The 17,987-nt window shown below is 40.2% G+C and carries 17 protein-coding genes and 1 tRNA gene; 7 read left to right on the top strand and 11 right to left on the bottom strand.

All coding sequences use genetic code 11. The features are described from left to right. Positions 1-2 precede the first annotated feature (2 nt). A tRNA-Met gene (locus tag UCH001_RS04335) sits at positions 3-79 on the bottom strand. 212 nt (positions 80-291) lie between these two features. Between UCH001_RS04335 and groES the strand changes: the two genes are divergently transcribed. Genes groES through UCH001_RS04320 form a run of 3 tightly spaced genes read left to right on the top strand, consistent with a single transcriptional unit; the run spans position 292 to position 3,074 of the window. Further along, positions 292-558, top strand: coding sequence for a co-chaperone GroES (gene groES / locus UCH001_RS04330; RefSeq protein WP_067174733.1), 267 nt, complete (start codon positions 292-294; stop codon positions 556-558). Between the two features lie 30 nt (positions 559-588). Beyond that, positions 589-2,229 carry a chaperonin GroEL gene (groL, locus tag UCH001_RS04325; RefSeq protein ID WP_067174732.1) on the top strand — a complete coding sequence of 547 codons (1,641 nt, stop codon included), beginning with the start codon at positions 589-591 and terminating at the stop codon, positions 2,227-2,229. 35 nt (positions 2,230-2,264) lie between these two features. Then, positions 2,265-3,074 (top strand): hypothetical protein, encoded by an 810-nt coding sequence (locus UCH001_RS04320; RefSeq protein WP_231963968.1) that lies wholly within the window; start codon positions 2,265-2,267, stop codon positions 3,072-3,074. Here the strand turns inward: UCH001_RS04320 and UCH001_RS04315 are convergent. The 5 genes from UCH001_RS04315 to UCH001_RS04295 all read right to left on the bottom strand — a co-directional run bounded on the left by UCH001_RS04315 (position 3,071) and on the right by UCH001_RS04295 (position 8,155). Continuing rightward, on the bottom strand, positions 3,071-3,904 hold the full coding sequence (locus UCH001_RS04315; protein WP_231963967.1) for a YitT family protein: 834 nt from the start codon (positions 3,902-3,904) through the stop codon (positions 3,071-3,073). The two genes, UCH001_RS04320 and UCH001_RS04315, sit on opposite strands and share 4 nt — an antisense overlap. Positions 3,905-3,938: 34 nt before the next feature. Then, positions 3,939-4,301, bottom strand: coding sequence for a DUF1850 domain-containing protein (locus UCH001_RS04310; protein WP_145973105.1), 363 nt, complete (start codon positions 4,299-4,301; stop codon positions 3,939-3,941). 11 nt (positions 4,302-4,312) lie between these two features. Beyond that, positions 4,313-6,379 (bottom strand): TRAP transporter permease, encoded by a 2,067-nt coding sequence (locus UCH001_RS04305; RefSeq protein WP_067174726.1) that lies wholly within the window; start codon positions 6,377-6,379, stop codon positions 4,313-4,315. Positions 6,380-6,438: 59 nt separating this feature from the next. Continuing rightward, positions 6,439-7,380: a TAXI family TRAP transporter solute-binding subunit gene (locus UCH001_RS04300; protein WP_067174724.1), complete on the bottom strand. Its 942-nt coding sequence runs from the start codon at positions 7,378-7,380 to the stop codon at positions 6,439-6,441. 178 nt (positions 7,381-7,558) lie between these two features. Further along, positions 7,559-8,155, bottom strand: coding sequence for a lactate utilization protein (locus UCH001_RS04295; protein ID WP_067174721.1), 597 nt, complete (start codon positions 8,153-8,155; stop codon positions 7,559-7,561). 97 nt (positions 8,156-8,252) lie between these two features. Between UCH001_RS04295 and UCH001_RS04290 the strand changes: the two genes are divergently transcribed. Continuing rightward, on the top strand, positions 8,253-8,963 hold the full coding sequence (locus tag UCH001_RS04290; RefSeq protein ID WP_067174718.1) for a YebC/PmpR family DNA-binding transcriptional regulator: 711 nt from the start codon (positions 8,253-8,255) through the stop codon (positions 8,961-8,963). 35 nt (positions 8,964-8,998) lie between these two features. On the opposite strand, the gene UCH001_RS04285 is transcribed toward UCH001_RS04290, so the two are convergent. The 3 genes from UCH001_RS04285 to UCH001_RS04275 form a co-directional block, all read right to left on the bottom strand. Continuing rightward, positions 8,999-9,688: an MOSC domain-containing protein gene (locus UCH001_RS04285; RefSeq protein WP_067178467.1), complete on the bottom strand. Its 690-nt coding sequence runs from the start codon at positions 9,686-9,688 to the stop codon at positions 8,999-9,001. Between the two features lie 89 nt (positions 9,689-9,777). After that, positions 9,778-11,094: a 2-isopropylmalate synthase gene (locus UCH001_RS04280; protein ID WP_067174714.1), complete on the bottom strand. Its 1,317-nt coding sequence runs from the start codon at positions 11,092-11,094 to the stop codon at positions 9,778-9,780. Positions 11,095-11,488: 394 nt separating this feature from the next. Continuing rightward, positions 11,489-12,340: an NAD(P)-dependent oxidoreductase gene (locus tag UCH001_RS04275; RefSeq protein WP_067174712.1), complete on the bottom strand. Its 852-nt coding sequence runs from the start codon at positions 12,338-12,340 to the stop codon at positions 11,489-11,491. Positions 12,341-12,431: 91 nt separating this feature from the next. On the opposite strand from UCH001_RS04275, the gene UCH001_RS04270 reads away from it, so the two are divergent. Further along, positions 12,432-13,043, top strand: coding sequence for a transcriptional regulator (locus tag UCH001_RS04270; protein WP_067174709.1), 612 nt, complete (start codon positions 12,432-12,434; stop codon positions 13,041-13,043). On the opposite strand, the gene UCH001_RS04265 is transcribed toward UCH001_RS04270, so the two are convergent. Continuing rightward, the gene (locus UCH001_RS04265; RefSeq protein WP_067174706.1) at positions 13,040-13,609 is read right to left on the bottom strand and encodes a hypothetical protein; all 570 of its coding nucleotides are present in this window, start codon (positions 13,607-13,609) and stop codon (positions 13,040-13,042) included. The two genes, UCH001_RS04270 and UCH001_RS04265, sit on opposite strands and share 4 nt — an antisense overlap. 3 nt (positions 13,610-13,612) lie before the next feature. Then, positions 13,613-14,983 carry an ATP-dependent RNA helicase DbpA gene (dbpA, locus tag UCH001_RS04260; protein ID WP_067174703.1) on the bottom strand — a complete coding sequence of 457 codons (1,371 nt, stop codon included), beginning with the start codon at positions 14,981-14,983 and terminating at the stop codon, positions 13,613-13,615. 166 nt (positions 14,984-15,149) lie between these two features. Between dbpA and UCH001_RS04255 the strand changes: the two genes are divergently transcribed. Together UCH001_RS04255 and UCH001_RS04250 are read left to right on the top strand one after the other, a co-directional pair. Next, the gene (locus tag UCH001_RS04255) at positions 15,150-16,040 is read left to right on the top strand and encodes a phosphatidylserine decarboxylase (protein WP_067174701.1); all 891 of its coding nucleotides are present in this window, start codon (positions 15,150-15,152) and stop codon (positions 16,038-16,040) included. Then, positions 15,976-17,964, top strand: coding sequence for an EAL domain-containing protein (locus UCH001_RS04250; protein ID WP_231963966.1), 1,989 nt, complete (start codon positions 15,976-15,978; stop codon positions 17,962-17,964). The genes UCH001_RS04255 and UCH001_RS04250 overlap by 65 nt, the downstream gene beginning before the upstream one ends. The last annotated feature ends 23 nt before the right edge of the window (positions 17,965-17,987 follow it).

The following is a 17,987-nucleotide window of genomic DNA, read 5'->3' as shown; positions in this document are numbered from 1 at the left end:
TTTGGTGTCAAGAGAGGGACTCGAACCCTCGACCTCCGGCTTATGAGACCAGCGCTCTAACCAGCTGAGCTACCTTGACACGTTCAAAAGAGGTTGGCATTATATAGGTATAAAGCTTATACCAAGGTTAATCAAAGAGTATTTTTAGTGAATATTGAAAAAACTAAAAAACATTGAGTACTATAGACTAAACTTTTAGCACTTTTTTCTTGACTTTTGAGCTACTTTTGTGTAAAATTTTGTCACTCGAAATAAACGAGTGCTAAAAATTTTAGTCAAAAGGACAAACACATGACTTTCAAACCACTTGGAAAACGCGTACTTCTTGAGCGAGTTGAAGAAGCTACGACAACAGCTACAGGTATTATCATCCCTGACAATGCCAAAGAAAAACCTCTTAGCGGTATTGTTAGAGCAGTCAGTCCTAAAGTTGAAGAAAAAGGACTTGTTAAAGTTGGGGATAAAGTTGTATTTGGCAAATATGCTGGTACGGAGTTAACACTGGATGGCAAAACCTATCTTGTGATGAACCTCGACGATCTTCTTGGTATTTTATAATTTATTACATATATAAAAAAGGAAATAAGCATGGCAAAAGATATTCAATTTTCAGATAACGCTAGAAATGCACTTTATGAAGGTGTAAAAAAACTTAATGACGCAGTAAAAGTAACGATGGGACCAAGAGGTCGCAATGTTTTAATTCAAAAAAGCTTTGGTGCACCAAGCATCACAAAAGATGGTGTTTCTGTTGCAAAAGAAATCGAACTTAAAGATACTATCGAAAACATGGGTGCACAACTGGTTAAAGAAGTTGCTAGCAAAACGGCTGACCAAGCAGGTGATGGTACAACAACAGCAACTGTTTTAGCACACGCTATTTTCAAAGAAGGTCTTAGAAACATCACTGCTGGTGCAAATCCAGTAGAAGTAAAACGTGGTATGGACAAAGCAGCAGAAGCGATCATCGCTGAGCTTAAAAGTATGGCAAAAACCGTTAAAGATAAAAAAGAGATTGCACAAGTTGCAACGATTTCTGCAAACTCAGACACAGTCATCGGTGAGTTAATCGCTGAAGCAATGGAAAAAGTAGGCAAAGATGGCGTTATCACTGTTGAAGAAGCAAAAGGTATTCAAGACGAATTAGACGTTGTTGAGGGTATGCAATTTGATCGTGGTTACCTCTCTCCATACTTTGTAACCAACCCTGAGAAAATGCAAACCATTATGGAGCACCCATTTATTTTATTGTTTGACAAAAAAGTTTCGAATCTTAAAGACCTTTTACCAGTTCTTGAGCAAGTTCAAAAAACAGGAAAACCTTTACTTATCATCGCTGAAGACATCGATGGTGAAGCATTGGCAACCCTTGTTGTGAACAAACTCAGAGGCGTTCTAAACATCGCTGCAGTTAAAGCTCCAGGCTTTGGTGACAGAAGAAAAGCAATGTTAGAAGACATCGCTATCATCAGTGGTGGTGAAGTTATCAGTGAAGAGCTTGGACGCACACTTGAGAGCGCAACACTTGCAGATCTTGGACAAGCAGCACGTATCGTTATCGATAAAGACAACACAACTATCGTTAATGGAAATGGTGAAAAAGCAAGAATTGATGCGCGTGTTGCACAAATCAGAGCGCAAATTGCTGAGACAAGCAGCGACTACGATAGAGAAAAACTTCAAGAGCGTTTAGCAAAACTCAGTGGTGGTGTTGCGGTTATTAAAGTGGGTGCAGCAACTGAAACTGAAATGAAAGAGAAAAAAGATAGAGTGGATGATGCCCTTTCAGCAACAAAAGCAGCGGTTGAAGAAGGTATCGTAGTAGGTGGTGGTTCAGCACTTCTCCTTGCAAATGCAAAAATTAAACTCAATGTAACTGGCGATGAAGCTATCGGTGCTGAGATCGTTACACGTGCGCTTAAAGCTCCACTAAAACAAATTGCTGAAAATGCGGGCTTTGATGCAGGCGTTGTTGCAAACAACGTTCTCACAAGCAATAAAGCAAACTATGGTTTTAATGCAGCAACGGGTGAGTATGTTGACATGTTTGAAGCAGGTATCGTCGATCCTGTTAAAGTTTCACGTATCGCGCTTCAAAATGCTGTTTCTGTAGCAAGCCTACTCTTAACAACAGAAGCAACAATTACAAATGCGAAAGAAGACAAAGCTCCTGCGATGCCAGATATGAGCGGCATGGGTGGAATGGGAGGCATGGGCGGAATGATGTAATTCATTCCCTCTGCTTCATATGTAAAGTCACTTCGGTGACTTTACGCTTTCAAAATACTATGAAAAAATTCATTTTTTACTTCATCATTCTTTTCCACCACACCCTCTTTGCAGCTGATACACTCATTGATGCCCTACTAGATGGCAATCTTACTCATAAAATCAATGCAAACTATAATGAAGGCAATGAAGAAGAGACACCTTTTTCCAGTACAAAAACTCAAAAAGTCCTTCTTTACTACAAAACAGCACCCATGGAAGGTATAAGACTCGAAGTTGCCACCCAATCTTTTGCCAAAGAGACACGCCAAAGAACTACAGACAATACTCTGTACTATACGGAAGCCCTCTATGATGGAAAAACAGATATGTTAGGATATAAACTGAGTGCGAATTATTATGCGGATACCTATCGTCAAAGTATCGCACAAAGTGAGCTCAGTACGACAAATGCTGTAGGAATAAAAGCACAAATGAATTATGAAAATTTTGGAAGTTATGTTGCGTACTCAAAAGTGCTTGATGGTAGACACAGCGCTTATAGCGATTTGGAGGGAAAAGATCAGCTTTTGCCAACATCCTCAGTTCTTAGCTCCAACAACTATGCTCCAAATACACAAGCCTATGCACTGGATTTTAACTATGCACCACGAAAAGATATACTGCTAGGCTCTCGTTATGTCATAGCTAACGATATGCAAAATACCTTCTCGTATACAGGTGTTTATAGCACATTTCAAATTGATGAGATAGCCAAAGGGCTTAATTTTGGCATATCGTATGATAAAACGGGCATTGATAAACAAAACAATCAGTTTAATATCAATCTCAAAAGTAAATTTTAATGCCCACGTCCTAAAAGCTCTGATGCTTCCATAACGACCATAAACGCTTCGTTATCTACTTTTTGAATTAACTCTTTTAACCGAGGTACTTTTCCGTTTTCAACCACGAGAAAAATCATGCGTTTATTTTCATGCTCAAAGATACCATTACCCTGCACTATCGTGCCATTCTTGCCCAAATGGTGGACGATTTGAGAACAAAGCTCTTCAATTTTCGTTGAAACAATATGTACAACTTTTTTAGAAGGTCCACGGGTGAGGAAAATATCGATACTTTTAGCACTGATATAAATACTCACTAAACTCCACAATGCCAAATCAATATTTTTAGAGATAAACGCTATCGAGATAATAATAAGCATATCAATAACAAGCATCACAGAGGAGGCTTTAATGCTTGTCTTTGACGCAATGATTTTTGCAATAATCGTAGAGCCACCCGCAGATGCATGACCGCTTAAAATAAACCCTAACCCTATACCAACGGCGATACCACCAAAAATAGCCGCTAAAATAACGTCATGGCTTAGTGCATTGACATGTAAAAATTCAACCATGAGATCGATACACAAAGAGGTAAAACCAATGGCAATAATGCTGCGAATCGTAAAATGTTTACCAAAGTATTTTGTGCCTAACAGTAAAAGTGGCGCATTAATGAGCACCATAAGCATTCCAACGGGAAGCTTGAAGATATAGTGTCCCAAGATCGCCATACCCGATGTTCCACCCGTTACAAGGGCATTGGGGATAAATAAAGAGACCACACCATACGACAAGAAGAGTGAGCCTATAAAAATATAACTGTAATTTTTGAGTTCTGATTTCAAGAAAATACCTTACCTGTAAAAAATTGGCGCTATTTTAGCGTTCACAGGCTTCAAGAACAATAGTATCAGTTTCGGGGAGATTCTCAAAGAAATCATTGAGTGGTGTGCATCTGCCATCAAAGCAAAGTTCATACTCTTTGGTATAAGGAGAATGTGAAAGTCGCACTGCTTTCAAAGGAGGCACATGCGGTGTATAGTGCCATGCTCCCTCTTTAAAGAGGGCATCAGAGGGTGGTTCCATCCCTGCTCCGCTTCCACGAATACTCGCTTCCGTTACCTGTAAAAAATTACCCTCGATTTTCCACTGCTCTTCCCAGCGAATTTTTTCCACGGAATGCATCCATGCAAGGGTAAACGAGTGCACAAACAGTGTTACAGACACTGCTCCTGCACTCATACATAAAGCCATCATCGTTTACGCGTTTTCCACCAATTCCATACAATAAACAAAGCACCTAGGGTAAAACCAGCTTGATCTGTCAAAGGAATTGCCGCGACTAAGAGTGCCGCAATGGAAGCTGCAATAACCCGTTCAAACATGTGCAATGGTGACCACAAATAGCCTATGGCAGCACAGCCCCATAAGAAGATTGCTAACAATGCTTTAACCACAATATAGACAACCGCTATCCATGTAGGATCGCCTTGAAGCATTAGTGCGGGGTCATATACAGCCATGAAAGGCACGACAAAGCCTGCGATGGCGATTTGTGTGGCCTTAAAACCTATTCGCATTGCTGATGCTTTGGCAATGGATGCTGCTGCAAACGCTGCGAGCGCTACTGGAGGCGTCAAGTCTGCCATAATACCAAAGTAAAAAACAAACATATGACTTACAATAAGAGGCACACCAAGCTTAAGAAGAGCTGGTGCTGCGATAGAACTTGTGATGATATAATTTGGAATGGTTGGAATTCCCATACCCAAAATCAAACATGCCACCATCGTAAGCAGCAAGGATAAGAAGAGGCTTTTTTCTCCTACTTCAAGAATGAACCCTGCAAAATTAGATGCAGCCCCTGTCAGCGTTAAAACACCGATGATGACACCAACAATCGCACAGGCAATTCCTACACCAAGGGCTTGTTTTGCTCCATCAATCAGCGCATTTTTCATCGTTTGAAGTGTGTCACGTCCACCTTGTACGACAAAGTTTAAAACCACTAAAAAAGCAATAACCCCAAGTACAGGCACTATTCCCCACTCTATAAACGAAGCAGCACTTAAACCAAGCGCAAACCAAAAGACATAACGTAAAGCTGTTTGTGAAATGCGTGCGGCAATTGCTGCACCCAAAATAAGGACAGATGTTAGGGTTAAACCCATCATACCTGCAAACATAGGGGTAAAGCCATGAAAGAGCATATAGACAAGTGCAGCTAATGGAAGTGCCAGATACCAACTGGCTTTGAGCTCTTTCCACGGGTTCGGGCATTGATCTTCAGGAATACCCAAAAGTTTCAGCCTACCTGCTTCAAGATGGACCATCCAAAATGCGGTAAAGTAATAAAGAAGTGCAGGAATAATCGCAGCCATAACGATGTCTGAATATGGCACATTAAGCGTTTCTGCCATAATGAACGCTACCGCACCCATAACAGGAGGCATAATCTGTCCACCCATAGAAGCTGTTGCTTCCACAGCACCCGCAAACACAGGTGTGTAACCAAAACGTTTCATCAAAGGAATGGTAAATTGTCCTACGGTAAGAACATTCGCAACACCAGAACCTGAGATCGTGCCCATGAGTCCTGAAGAGATAACCGCAACCTTTGCAGGTCCTCCTTGTGCTCGTCCCACTAGACCAAGTGCGAGAGCGTTAAAAAGACGGATCATACCTGCATTTTCTAAAAACGTTCCAAAAAGAATGAATAAGAAAATGTAAGTGGCAGACACCAGTGTTGGTGTACCCAATATACCATCGCTTCCTAGATAGAGTTGCCCTACGATTTGGTCAAACCCAAACCTTCGGTGTGCAATGGAGAGAGGCAAGTATTGCCCAAAAAAGCCATACGCCAAGAAAGCTCCACAGACCAGTGTCAACGCCCAGCCTACAACACGACGCGCTGCTTCAAAGACCAGTATGCTTGCCGCTGTTGCTACAACAAGGTCCATAATCGTTGGATCACCAGAGCGTTCGATGAGCTCTGCTTCAAAAACAAGATGGTAAAAACCCAGTGAAAAACCAAAGAGCGAGAGTAAAAGGTCATACCAAGGAATACTTGTTTGAGAACGTCCTTTTGGGGTTGCAGGATAAAGCATAAAAATCAAAAAGATTAGAAAGCTTACGTGCAAAGACCTTATAATCAAACTTGAAAACGGATGAAACGCCGCAACAGAAATCTGGTAAGCAGAAAATGCGAGCGCACCAAACATCACCAAACGTGATGCCCAACCTAAAAGTTGACGCTGGTGCCCGTGCTCTTCAAAATCAGAAGCCTCTTCATGGGCTTCTTCGTGTAATAAGGCAGACATATCCCTTCCTTCAACAGTGAACTAATTCATGAGATAAAGCCCTATTCTAGGGCTTTATATTATTTTAAAACACCTACTTCTTTATAGTAACGCTCAGCACCAGGGTGTAATGGTGCAGGAGGATTTTTTGCTGCATTTTCAAGCTTAATGCCTTTAGCCGCAGCATGAGCCGCAACCATTTGGTCTAAATTTTCAAACATCGTTTTTGTCATCGTATAAACGGTTTGTTCAGATACACCAGAGTGTGTGACAAGGAAGTTTTGAACAGAAACTGTTTTAACATCACTGGTTTGCCCCTCATAGGTATTGGCAGGAATAACACCGACTTGGTATGCAGGATCATCAATTTTTTTAACAATTTCTTCTGGAATCGTTAAGAACACAACCTTTTGTGAAGTAGCTAAGTCACGAAGTGCTGCTACACCAGCTCCTGAAGAAAGCAAGGTCACATCCAGTTGTCTGTTTTTCATGAGCTCTACAGACTCAGCGTAAGAGAGGTATTCAACCTTTGCAAAGTCTTTATAGCTAATCCCTGCTGCTGCAAGAATAGCTCTTGAGTTAAGTTCTGTTCCTGATTTTGGCGCACCTACAGAGATACGTTTACCCTTAATGTCGTCAAATGATTTGATGCCAGAATCTGCCGCTGCAACAAAATGAATGTAGTTTGGATAGAGTGCTGAAATCGTACGAAGTTTTGAAAGTGGTGCTTTAAAGCCAGCTTCTGTATTTCCTTTATACGCATCTGAGAGCGAATCACCTAAAGAAATCGCAGCTTCACCACGTCCTGCTTGAAGAAGATTGAGGTTTTCAACACTTGCTTTGGTCGCTTGAACGGCTGTTTTAGAGTCTGGAATCGCTTTGGCATACATCTGTGACAGTGCTACACCCAAAGGATAATAAATACCGCTCGTTCCGCCCGTAAGAACGTTGATAAACTCTGCTGCAGAAACTGCTGTCGCTAAACATATAGCCGCACTTACTGCTAAAAACGTTTTTCTCATCGATAACTCCTTGTGAAATTTGATATTACATTGGTTTATTAAGCCCCATTTGCTTTATTGTAATGTGTAGGGCTCAATAAACTTCTTATAATTAAACTTTAATGCAAATTTCCTTGGAGAATCTAAAAAAGTCACACCTTTAAATCTTTACACCTAAAGTGTTTCCATGAGAAGCATTTTAATAGCCAAGTTCCTCGTCTACCAAAATAATTGTTGTGCGACCTTCTTCATCGCCATTGATATAGGCAAATTTTTTACCAATATTACTCATAGTGTAGCGTGGCTCTTTTCCCATGCTAATAGCAACGTTATTCATACGCTCAATGTTTTTAGGACTTGCAACATCATGAATGCGTTTAAAGCCCTCTTCCACGTTTTCAACGAGTTTATTAATGCCCGCAATAATCAACACTTTTTTAGGTCCAAAAATTTGTGCAGCAACTCTATTTCCACTACCATCTGCATTCACCAATTCACCATTTTTTGTTAATGCATTCGTACCGCAGATGAAAAGATCAGAGACCAACCCTTGGCGTCTTCTTTGCATATTTTCTTCCATGCTAATACCTGGTTCGTACTGATTGTAAAGGGTAATATCTTTACGAGAAGTAACATAGTCATAAAGCCCTATTTGTTTTACTGTCGTCGAACCGCCCATGCCAATACTCATATGAGGCTTAATGAAACTCATTGCAACACTCAGTGCTTCCTCTTGAGTAGGAACACAGATCAACTCAAAGCCATGTTTTTTATAAATTTTTTTCAGTACTTCCATAGACAAACTCCTTCAATTTTTTGCCAAAATAATACTCTTATTTTCAACAAGGTATAATAAGAGAAATTTTATAACACACAAGAAGGAACAAATTCCCATGGGAAGAGCGTTTGAATACCGAAAAGCCGCAAAAATGAAGCGATGGGGCAATATGTCCCGTGTATTTCCAAGACTTGGTCGTATGATCATGATCGCCGCAAAAGAAGGCGGTGGCGATCCTGACATGAATCCAAAATTAAGAGCCGCTATCCTCAATGCGAAAGCGGAAAATATGCCAAAAGACAACATTGATGCTGCTATCAAAAGAGCTTTAGGCAAAGACGCACAGACGCTTACAGAGACAACTTATGAAGGTAAAGGACCGCATGGCTCACTTTTTTTTGTTGAATGTGCGACTGACAATAACACCAGAACCGTTGCTAACATCAAAAGTGCCTTTAAAAAAGCAGGCGGCGAGATGGTCAACAATGGCTCTCTCGATTTTATGTTCTCTCGCAAAGCTGTTTTTGAGTTTGCTAAAATAGCCGATATGGACTTGGAAGAATTAGAGCTTGAACTCATTGACGCAGGACTCGAAGAGATTGAAGAAGAAGATGGCATCGTCCTTGTATATGCAGATTACACCAATTTTGGAAGTTTAAGTGCAGCGTTTGAACGCTTAGGTATCGCTTTAACCAAAGCAACCTTAGAGCGTATTGCGAACACACCTATTACTCCAACCGAAGAACAAATGCCAGATATTGAAAAAATCATAGAGCGCATTGAAGAAGACGACGACGTCCAAGCGGTTTACACCAACCTCGGTTAACCTTTTTAAGGGCTTTTCTAAAAAGCCCTTCTCTTTTACTGCGTTTTCATATACGAAAGATCACTTTCATTTTTCAACCGCTTGATAATGCTCTCTTTATAAGAAGTAGCAAGAGAAGGAATCTCTAAAATAGTCTCAAGTACTGATCTGTATTTTTCAGGTTCTCTAAATGCTTCGTTGGCTTCTAAGATGGTGACATGAGCATTTTTTTGTGTTACGACTTTGATCTCATCGCCTAAGCCTATAACTCCTTCTTGCAGCACTTTATAGTACCAACCTGTCAACCCGCTGGTAAAAATTTCATTGGTAAAAGCGGTGTGGTTCCATCTTCGTGAAATTTTCCAACATGGTTTTCGTGGTTGTGAAACTTGCAGTATGGCTGTACCTATTTGATGAACATCCCCAAGCATTACACTTCGTTCATGCAAACCTGTGATGGTTAAATTCTCAGCCAATGCTCCAAAAGGCAAATGCTCAACGCCCAAAAAGGAAGCCCAATACGCATAATTTTCATAGCTATTGGCAAAGATGGCTTTATGGATTCCACCATGATGCGTCGTATCGGCAACTTCATCGCCATCTAAGCCTATAAAACGTGCAAAGAGTGGTGTCTTGCTTACTTCTTTGAACGAAGCACTGTGCCACTCTTTATCTAAAAAATCTTTTGACTGCGCATTGCCATACGTTTTTGCACGCCCAACTTGCAGGGAAAGTACATTTGCCATTGCATTTTCTCCTTTATCTTCTGTGTTCATTCTAATACAACTTTTTGCATTTTGCACTGATACACATCAAATTTTTTCTCTGAAAATGCTTACAATTTGCACATTTGTCTAAAGACTTTAAAAATCTCTTCTGCATTGACTTCTATACCCTTTTCATCGCACAATTTTTGTACCTCTGTGGCAATTTCTATCTGCATCGTTTTGGTTGTTTCAATGCCATAAAACTCTTTAAGGACATACGCCACACCACTTTTGCCTGACTGAGAGTTGATGCGCACCACATCACGATAATCCCGCTTAATGTCCTTTGGGTCAATAATAAGATACGGTACGTGCCAATAACCATCTAACACGTCCTTCTGATGCTCCATACCTTTCTTTATTGCGTCCTGATGCGTGCCCGAAAAAGCCGTGTAAATCATAGAGCCCACATAGGGGTGACGGGGATGAATGGTACTGTGCGTCAATGTGATGATCTCTTGCAACACGGCATCGATGTTATGAACATCCAACATCGGATCAATCCCTTGTGAGTAAAGGTTGAACGCCAACGTAACCAAATCAACATTGCCTGCTCTCTCACCATTTCCCATCAATGTTCCCTCAACTCTTTGCGCACCCGCTAAAATCGCCATCTCCGCACTCGCAACCGCTGTACCTCTGTCATTGTGTGGATGAACACTTAAAATAACCGCGTCACGTTCCAACATCTGTTTACTCATCCACTCGATTCTATCGGCATAGATGTTAGGTGTACACGCTTCCAAAGTGTTAGGCAAGTTGATAACCATCGGTGCATTTTTGGTTGGCATCCACTCGCTGATAACCGCGTTCACAACATCACTCGCAAACTCCAACTCCGTTTGAGAAAAACTCTCAGGAGAGTACTGAAACATCACATCACCTTTGAATTTTTCCGCCTCTTCTTTGATGATACGTGTGCCCTCTAACGCTAAAGTGATGATCTCTTCTTTGCTTTTGTTGAACACAATTTTGCGCTGGTTATCCGCTGTTGGATTGTAAAGATGGATTGTTACTCTTTTTGCACCTTTGATGGCTTGAAACGTTTTTTTGATGTGTTTCTCAATTGAAGGTGTTAAAACGCTAATGCGTACATCATCTGGTATCAATTTCTGCTCAATCAACGCTCTACAAAAATCAAAGTCTGTTTGAGAGGCACTCGGATAGGCAATCTCGATCTCTTTAAAGCCCATCTCAACCAATTTTTGAAAATATGCCAATTTTTTGCTCGCATTCATTGGCTCAACCAACGCTTGATTGCCATCTCTTAAATCGGTACTAACCCAAATAGGAGCTTGGGTAATGATGTTACTCGCCCATTCTCTGTGAGATAAAGGCACCAATGGGTACGGTTTGTATTTTTTAAATGTTTGTGTACTTTGCATAGAAATATCCTTATGTTATAAAATGAGCTACAAGCTCATACATGCCTAAAATCAGGCAGAAAAATCTCGTATTAGAACAAGAAAAACAACAATGAAAATGATAAAAATTGTGCTAATTAGATAGAGGTATCCTCAGAGCTAAAAAGCCAATTTAAAAATCAACAGTGAAAAAAAAAGGGGTGAGTGTGAAGGTTTAACGGAGCTTCAGAAGGAGGACGACGACGAGAGATGCGTTAGAAAATTGCGCAATGCTCTGAGGTTGGTATGTATTGTGATGGGTGATAAATGTTTCCATCTGAGGCTCCTTATAAGAAAATTTGTAACGCGAAGTATAGCACAGGTTTTTCTAAAATGTAAAGAGTGGGCGCTTAAAATCTAAAACGCCCATAAACTGTTACGCTTTGAAAAGTTGATAAATAGAACTAAAGTCCTCATCACCTTTGCCCATCATTTTCATCTTAGAAAAAAGCTCTTTCGTAACACTTGCCGTATAAAGTGGTCGATTGAGGCTATAAGCTAAATCTTGTAAACAATGCAAGTCTTTATTGATAGCAGCATTACTAAAATGCGGGCTAAAGTCTTCATCTATGAGTTTTTGTGTTTTTGCTGCAAGCACGAGCGATTTTCCACCACCTGCACCTAAAATCTCTAAAAGTTCTTTTTTCTCAATGCCACATGCCTCACCAAGTGCTGCACACTCTGCAATCGTTGCCATGAATGAGCCAAGGCAGAGGTTGTTGATAAGTTTCATCTTTGCCGCGAAACCTGCTTCTTTGAGATGGAAAATGGTTGAAGCAAATTTCTCAAGCAATGGTTTAGCATGCAAATAAACCGCTTCTTTTCCAGCACATACGGCAGTGAGTTCTCCCTTACTTGCAGGTACAACACTGCCAAGCACTGGGCATTCTAAGTAACTGCCACCTTTGGCTTCTACCATCGCATGAAACTCTATGACATCGTTAAAATGGTTGGTCGTTAAATCAATGATAGTTTTACCTTTAAGGTCTGCGCTTAAAAGTCCTTCTTGCATACTGAGTACATCTCGTACACCTGCTGAGTCAAATAAACACATAAGTACCGTATCGCATTTTTCGATGAGTGCTTTTGGCGAATTCTCACATACAAAGCCTTTTGCTTCTGCTTTTGCTTTGGTTCTATTCCAAACTAAAACGTCCTCATTCATGCTTTGTAAGCGTTTTGCAACGGCTGTGCCCAAGTTTCCTAAACCTATAAAACCAATCGCCATCTTTATTCCTTTGTGTTATTTTTTAGAATTATAGTCTAAATTAGACTATTTATCAAGATATTTTTCTAAAAAAATGTGTTATGATTTCTTTATGAAAAAAGAGCTCAAACCTTATCTCGCCTTGTGCGATGCTATCGGCAAACTATTTTACCCTAATGTTGAAGTTGTTATGCACGACTTAGAAGCCAAAAAACTTGTGCACATCGTCAATGCCTTTTCTAAGCGTCGTGTAGGCGATGCGATGCTAAGTGAACTCAAAGATCTAAACAGCATTAAAGAGAACTGGGTAGGACCATACGAGAAAATCAGCAGTGATGGTAAACGCCTCAAAGCCGTCAGCATCATCGTGCGTGATGTCGAGGAAAAGCCTATCGGGATGATTTGCATTAACTACAACACAGAGCCGATAGAAGCACTTTTTGAATCACTCAAAGGCTTTTTACATATGAGTGAAGCAGAGCCTAAACCATCAGTGCTTTTCTCACAAAGTTGGAGAGAACATACGGATGAAACCATTGAAAAGTATTTGAGTAGCAAAAACATTGCCCTCTCAGGACTTTCAAGCGACGATAAAAAAGAGTTAGTCATCTTCTTAGAAAGCGAAGGCATTTTTGCCATTCGAAACGTTGTAGGCTACATCTGCTCAGTATTGAACGTCTCAAAAGCTACGATTTATAACTGGCTTAAAGCGGTGAGAGGCTAAAACAATTCAAGTTTTTTTTCTATCCATCGACTATACTCTTCATACCCTTTAGCATCATAGTTAATCGAATATGGGTTCATAAACCCATGTAAATACTCTGTTTTTAAACAGGTGATTTTTTCATGGTTGACAAGCTGTGTTATCACCTCATCCACATCAAAATGCTTCTCACATTTTGGAAAAACAAGTGTGCATGACACATCTATCTTGACATCTAAAAAGTAGCGAATTTGCGAGGAATAAAATCCATAAAAGCTTTTTATATTGACATTTGTACGTCCATCTAAGGCTTTCCAAATGGCTGACGCGCCCATACTAAAGCCTATCATAACAAGATCTTCATCTAAACGTGCCTCAAGTGCTTTTGTGCACAACGTAGCATACGCTTCAAGTCCGCAGAGTTGGTTAAATGCCTCATACGCTTTATCTTCATCTTGAAAATCCATATGCTTTGCACCGTAAGGGTCTAATATTTTCACACTTTCACACACGACATTCAAACGCTTGGACAAATTTTCCACAGCGTCTGTTATGCCAAAAATATCAGTAGCAAGAAGAATGATCACGCATTATCCCAATTTCCATATCTTAAAGCGCCTGTTTTTAATGGTGGTAGAGCATAGTCCATCAAAGGCTTTATCGGCGTAGTCACGTTGTATAGCTACGTAAGCGTATTTTTCCAAGATGTCGATTTTACCTATCACACTGCCCTCAAGTCCAAGGTCTTTGGTCAGAGTTCCCAAAATGTCGCCCGCTCTTACTTTTTGCTTTTTACCACCATCAATACACAGTGTGATATAAAGCGCTTTTTGAGGCGTTGTTCGGCTTGGATTGAGCTCACTTATGGCTTTGCAAACAAAGTTGAAATTTGCCTCTTTAAGCTCTTCAAAAAAGCCCTCTTCTTTTGGTGTGACAAAACTCACCGCTAAGCCCTCTTTGCCCATGCGTCCTGTTCGACCAATGCGGTGGGTGTAAATCTCCATCGTTTGTGGAAGCTCATAGTTAATGACCATCTCCACATCTTTGATGTCAAGACCACGAGAAGCCAAATCCGTTGCAACCAAGATTTGAGCACTACCGTTGGCAAAGAGAAGCAAGTGTTCGTCACGGTCTATCTGCTCTAAATCACCATGCAAAGAGAGTGCGTCAAACCCTTCATCAACCAAATAACTTTGAAGCTCAGCTACGCCTACTTTTGTTTTACAGAAGATGATGGCCGACTTTGCGTCATGCTCCAACAAAACACCCTTAAGCGCTTCTTCTTTGTCATGTTCTTCTACGCTGTAACAGATTTGGGTAATGTTGGGTGATGTATGCGCTTCTTCTTCGATGCTTACACGAATGGCGTCTGTTTGCACTTCGTTGCACATCTGCTCTATTTCTTTCGGGAAAGTTGCGGAAAAAAGCAAGGTTTGGCGTTTGTGTGGCATCTTTGCGATGATCTTTTCTATGTCCTCATAAAAACCCATATCAAGCATTCTGTCTGCTTCATCAAGGACTAATGTTTTAACATGCTCAAAATTGATAGTTTTTTCTTGCAAATGTTGCAAAATGCGTCCTGGTGTTCCTACGATGATGTGTGCACCATGTTCTAAAGAGATACACTGCGGTACAAAGCGCGTCCCACCACAGAGTGTAACGATCTTGATGTTATGCGCAAATCTGGCAAGCCTTCTTAGCTCTCCACTCACCTGCTCTGCAAGTTCACGAGTCGGACACAGCACGATGGATTGAATGCGCATGGAGCTGACATTGAGATTTAGAAGAAGCGGTAGTCCAAATGCAGCCGTTTTTCCACTCCCCGTTTTAGCTTTTGCGATAAGGTCACGACCTGCAAGTGCTAGAGGAAGACACTCTTTTTGAATGGGTGTCATCGTCACATAGCCTAAATCTTTGAGGTTTTGAAGCATTTTTGGATCTTTGATAAACGTGTTGAACATGGGAACCTTTGAGGTGATGATATATCTAAAATCGTAGCATAATTTTAGTGTGGTTGCTCTTTGAACAACAAAAAGTTATTTCATTTGGTATAATCTATTCTTTACAAAATCCCATAACTTTTTTTATCAGCATAAAAACATGAAAAAAGTTATATAAAAGAGTCCTATGCAACGCTACCCTAACTTTAAAAGTTCTATTGCGTCACGTCTTTTTGGAACATTTGCATCCAAAGAGTTCCCAAGCGCAATACAACGTATCATCAATCAAACGTACACCTCAATGATGAAGGTTGATTTGATGGAATTTGAAGAAGCGAGCTCATACAAGAGTCTAAACGCGCTTTTTACCCGACGGTTTAAAACACGTCGTCTTTTTAACATTTGTGAGAAAACGCTCATTTCTCCATGTGACAGTTTTGTAAGCGCCTTTGGAAGTATTACAAACAACCTTGCGTTACAAATCAAAGGTTTTAGTTACGATGTACGAAGTTTGCTTGGCGATTATATTGCCAAGAGTGCTAAAGATCGTTTGGAAGATGGAGCATTTGTCAACTTTTATCTCTCACCACGTGATTATCATCGTTACCATGCACCTATCGATATGCGCATTGTAAAAGCAGTCCACATCCCTGGGAAACTCTATCCTGTCAATTTAACGTGGCTTAAAAAGATAGAAGGGCTTTTTGTTGAAAATGAACGTGTTGTTCTTGAGTGTTATACCAAAGAAAATAAGCTTTTTTATATGGTTTTTGTAGGTGCGCTCAATGTAGGGAAGATGACATTCACATTTGATGCTACAATCAAGACAAACGCAAAAGCGAGTCTTCAACAGTGTTACCTTTATGACAATCTTGTTATCTCGAAAGGAGATGAACTAGGTCATTTTGAGATGGGTTCAACCATCGTTATGCTTTTTGAAAAGGATTCCATCAATCTCGAACTTGAAGGAATTACTCATGTTAAGTTTGGACAACCAATAGGGGGAATAAAGAATGGAGCGCACGCAGATTGCATCACTCAAACAAATGAGCAAGGGGATGACGCTTCTATACATTGAAGACGATCCTCAAGCACGAGATGCCGCCAATAGCCTCTTTTCAGACTTTTTCGATGACGTCATCGTAGGTTTTGACGGAGAGGATGGTGCTCGTTTATTTGCATCAAACTACCATAAAATTGATCTAGTCATTACAGACATTACGATGCCACGCATGAATGGTATCGAGATGATTCACGCCATCAGACAGATCAATCCCGATATTGCCATCATCGTCCTATCTGCACATAATGAGACTAGCTTTCTTACTCAAACCATAGAAGCAGGTGTAGATGGGTATTTGATCAAACCGCTCAATGTCACACAGCTTATTCGAAGTATCGGCAAAGTGGTTGAGAAACTCCATTTACGTTATGAAAACAAAAAAAATTCGCTCTTACTCAAACAGTACGAAAACATTACAAATACAAGTTCTATCATCTCCAAGACAGATCCTAAGGGTGTCATTACATTTGTGAATGAAAAATTTTGTCAAATCTCTGGCTTCACAAAAGAGGAGCTCATCGGTAAACCTCACAACGTTATACGTCATCCAGATATGCCAAAAACTGCTTTTAGAGATCTTTGGAGAACCATCAAAGATGAGAAAAGAACATGGCAAGGCATTGTAAAGAACCGCGCTAAGAATGGCGATACTTACTATGTCAAGACGACTGTTCAACCCATCTTAAATCCTGAGGGTGAAGTACAAGAGTACATCTCATTGCGCCATGATATTACAGCTATCATGAGCGATAAAAAACAACTTTTCGACTTCCTAGAAGCCAATCGCCTCTCTGTACTCATTTTGGTGCAAATAGAAGACTACAACATTTTAGAGAAGTTTTACGATAAAGCCAGCGTTGAAAAAATCGAAGATGCTTTTGGCAAGAACATGCTCTATCTTATGCCAAATCGTTGGGGTTTTCAGAGAGTTTATCATCTGGAAAATGGGTTGTATGCCTTTGCAATAGATAGACGAAACTGCAAAGCCAGTAAGGAAGAAATCCACGCGGTGTTAGAGCAATTTTTGATGAATGTTAAAGAGTATGTTGTTAAAATCGATTCTATTGAGTATGACATTTCGGCTATTTGTAGCTTCACGTACGGCATCTTTAAAATCTTTGAAGACGCTAAAATTGGTATTGAAAATGCCATTCAAACAAAACAGCCTATCGTCTATGCTGATGGACTCTCTGGCATTGAGTATGATAATGCTCTGAAAAATATCGAAACCATTCATATCATTAAAACCGCTATCGATAATCGCAAAATCATCTCGTATTTTCAGCCTATCGTCAACAACCAAACTCAAAAAATTGAAAAATACGAGTCATTGGTTCGTCTTGTCACAGAAGATGGACAGCTTCTTACCCCTTTGTATTTTCTAGATACCGCCAAAAAAGGGCGTTACTACTCAAAAATCACCAAAATTGTTTTGGAAAACTCTTTTGCGGCACTCTATAAAATTTCAGAAGCTGCTATCTCCATCAACCTTTCTGTCCATGACATTGAGCGTGATGAGATCACTCACTACATTGAAAATCTGCTCGTACAACATGAAGATGAAGCGCATCGCATCATTTTCGAGCTTTTAGAGAGTGAAGATATCAAAGACTTTGCACTCATCAAGCAGTTTATTCAAAAAGTAAAAGCAAAGGGTGTAAAAATCGCTATTGATGATTTTGGAACAGGCTACTCGAACTTTGAGCGATTGCTCTCTTATGAACCAGACATCCTTAAAATCGATGGGAGTTTAATTAAAAATATTCACAACAATCAAATTAATCAACACATCGTAGAAACTGTCATGCTCTTTGCTAAAAAACAAAACTTAAGTACTGTAGCTGAATTTGTGGAAAATGAGACCATCTACGAAATTGTCCGTGATATGGGGATTGATTATTCACAAGGGTTTTATTTCGGAAAACCTGAGATGTTTTAGAAGACTCTTTGACATGAACAAAC

This window comes from Sulfurospirillum sp. UCH001 (assembly GCF_001548035.1).
Taxonomy (GTDB): domain Bacteria; phylum Campylobacterota; class Campylobacteria; order Campylobacterales; family Sulfurospirillaceae; genus Sulfurospirillum.
The sequence above is the reverse complement of the archived record's forward strand: the minus strand, read 5'-3'. Positions and strand labels throughout refer to the sequence as shown.

Bases quoted from the DNA above. Each gene is read 5' to 3' on its own strand.
- UCH001_RS04250 (WP_231963966.1), top strand. From the start codon at position 15,976: ATGGAGCGCACGCAGATTGCATCACTCAAACAAATGAGCAAGGGGATG.
- UCH001_RS04255 (WP_067174701.1), top strand. From the start codon at position 15,150: ATGCAACGCTACCCTAACTTTAAAAGTTCTATTGCGTCACGTCTTTTT.
- UCH001_RS04310 (WP_145973105.1), bottom strand. From the start codon at position 4,301: ATGAGTGCAGGAGCAGTGTCTGTAACACTGTTTGTGCACTCGTTTACC.
- groES (WP_067174733.1), top strand. From the start codon at position 292: ATGACTTTCAAACCACTTGGAAAACGCGTACTTCTTGAGCGAGTTGAA.
- UCH001_RS04290 (WP_067174718.1), top strand. From the start codon at position 8,253: ATGGGAAGAGCGTTTGAATACCGAAAAGCCGCAAAAATGAAGCGATGG.
- UCH001_RS04285 (WP_067178467.1), bottom strand. From the start codon at position 9,688: ATGGCAAATGTACTTTCCCTGCAAGTTGGGCGTGCAAAAACGTATGGC.
- UCH001_RS04280 (WP_067174714.1), bottom strand. From the start codon at position 11,094: ATGCAAAGTACACAAACATTTAAAAAATACAAACCGTACCCATTGGTG.
- UCH001_RS04270 (WP_067174709.1), top strand. From the start codon at position 12,432: ATGAAAAAAGAGCTCAAACCTTATCTCGCCTTGTGCGATGCTATCGGC.
- groL (WP_067174732.1), top strand. From the start codon at position 589: ATGGCAAAAGATATTCAATTTTCAGATAACGCTAGAAATGCACTTTAT.
- UCH001_RS04295 (WP_067174721.1), bottom strand. From the start codon at position 8,155: ATGGAAGTACTGAAAAAAATTTATAAAAAACATGGCTTTGAGTTGATC.
- UCH001_RS04305 (WP_067174726.1), bottom strand. From the start codon at position 6,379: ATGTCTGCCTTATTACACGAAGAAGCCCATGAAGAGGCTTCTGATTTT.
- UCH001_RS04275 (WP_067174712.1), bottom strand. From the start codon at position 12,340: ATGGCGATTGGTTTTATAGGTTTAGGAAACTTGGGCACAGCCGTTGCA.
- UCH001_RS04300 (WP_067174724.1), bottom strand. From the start codon at position 7,380: ATGAGAAAAACGTTTTTAGCAGTAAGTGCGGCTATATGTTTAGCGACA.
- dbpA (WP_067174703.1), bottom strand. From the start codon at position 14,983: ATGTTCAACACGTTTATCAAAGATCCAAAAATGCTTCAAAACCTCAAA.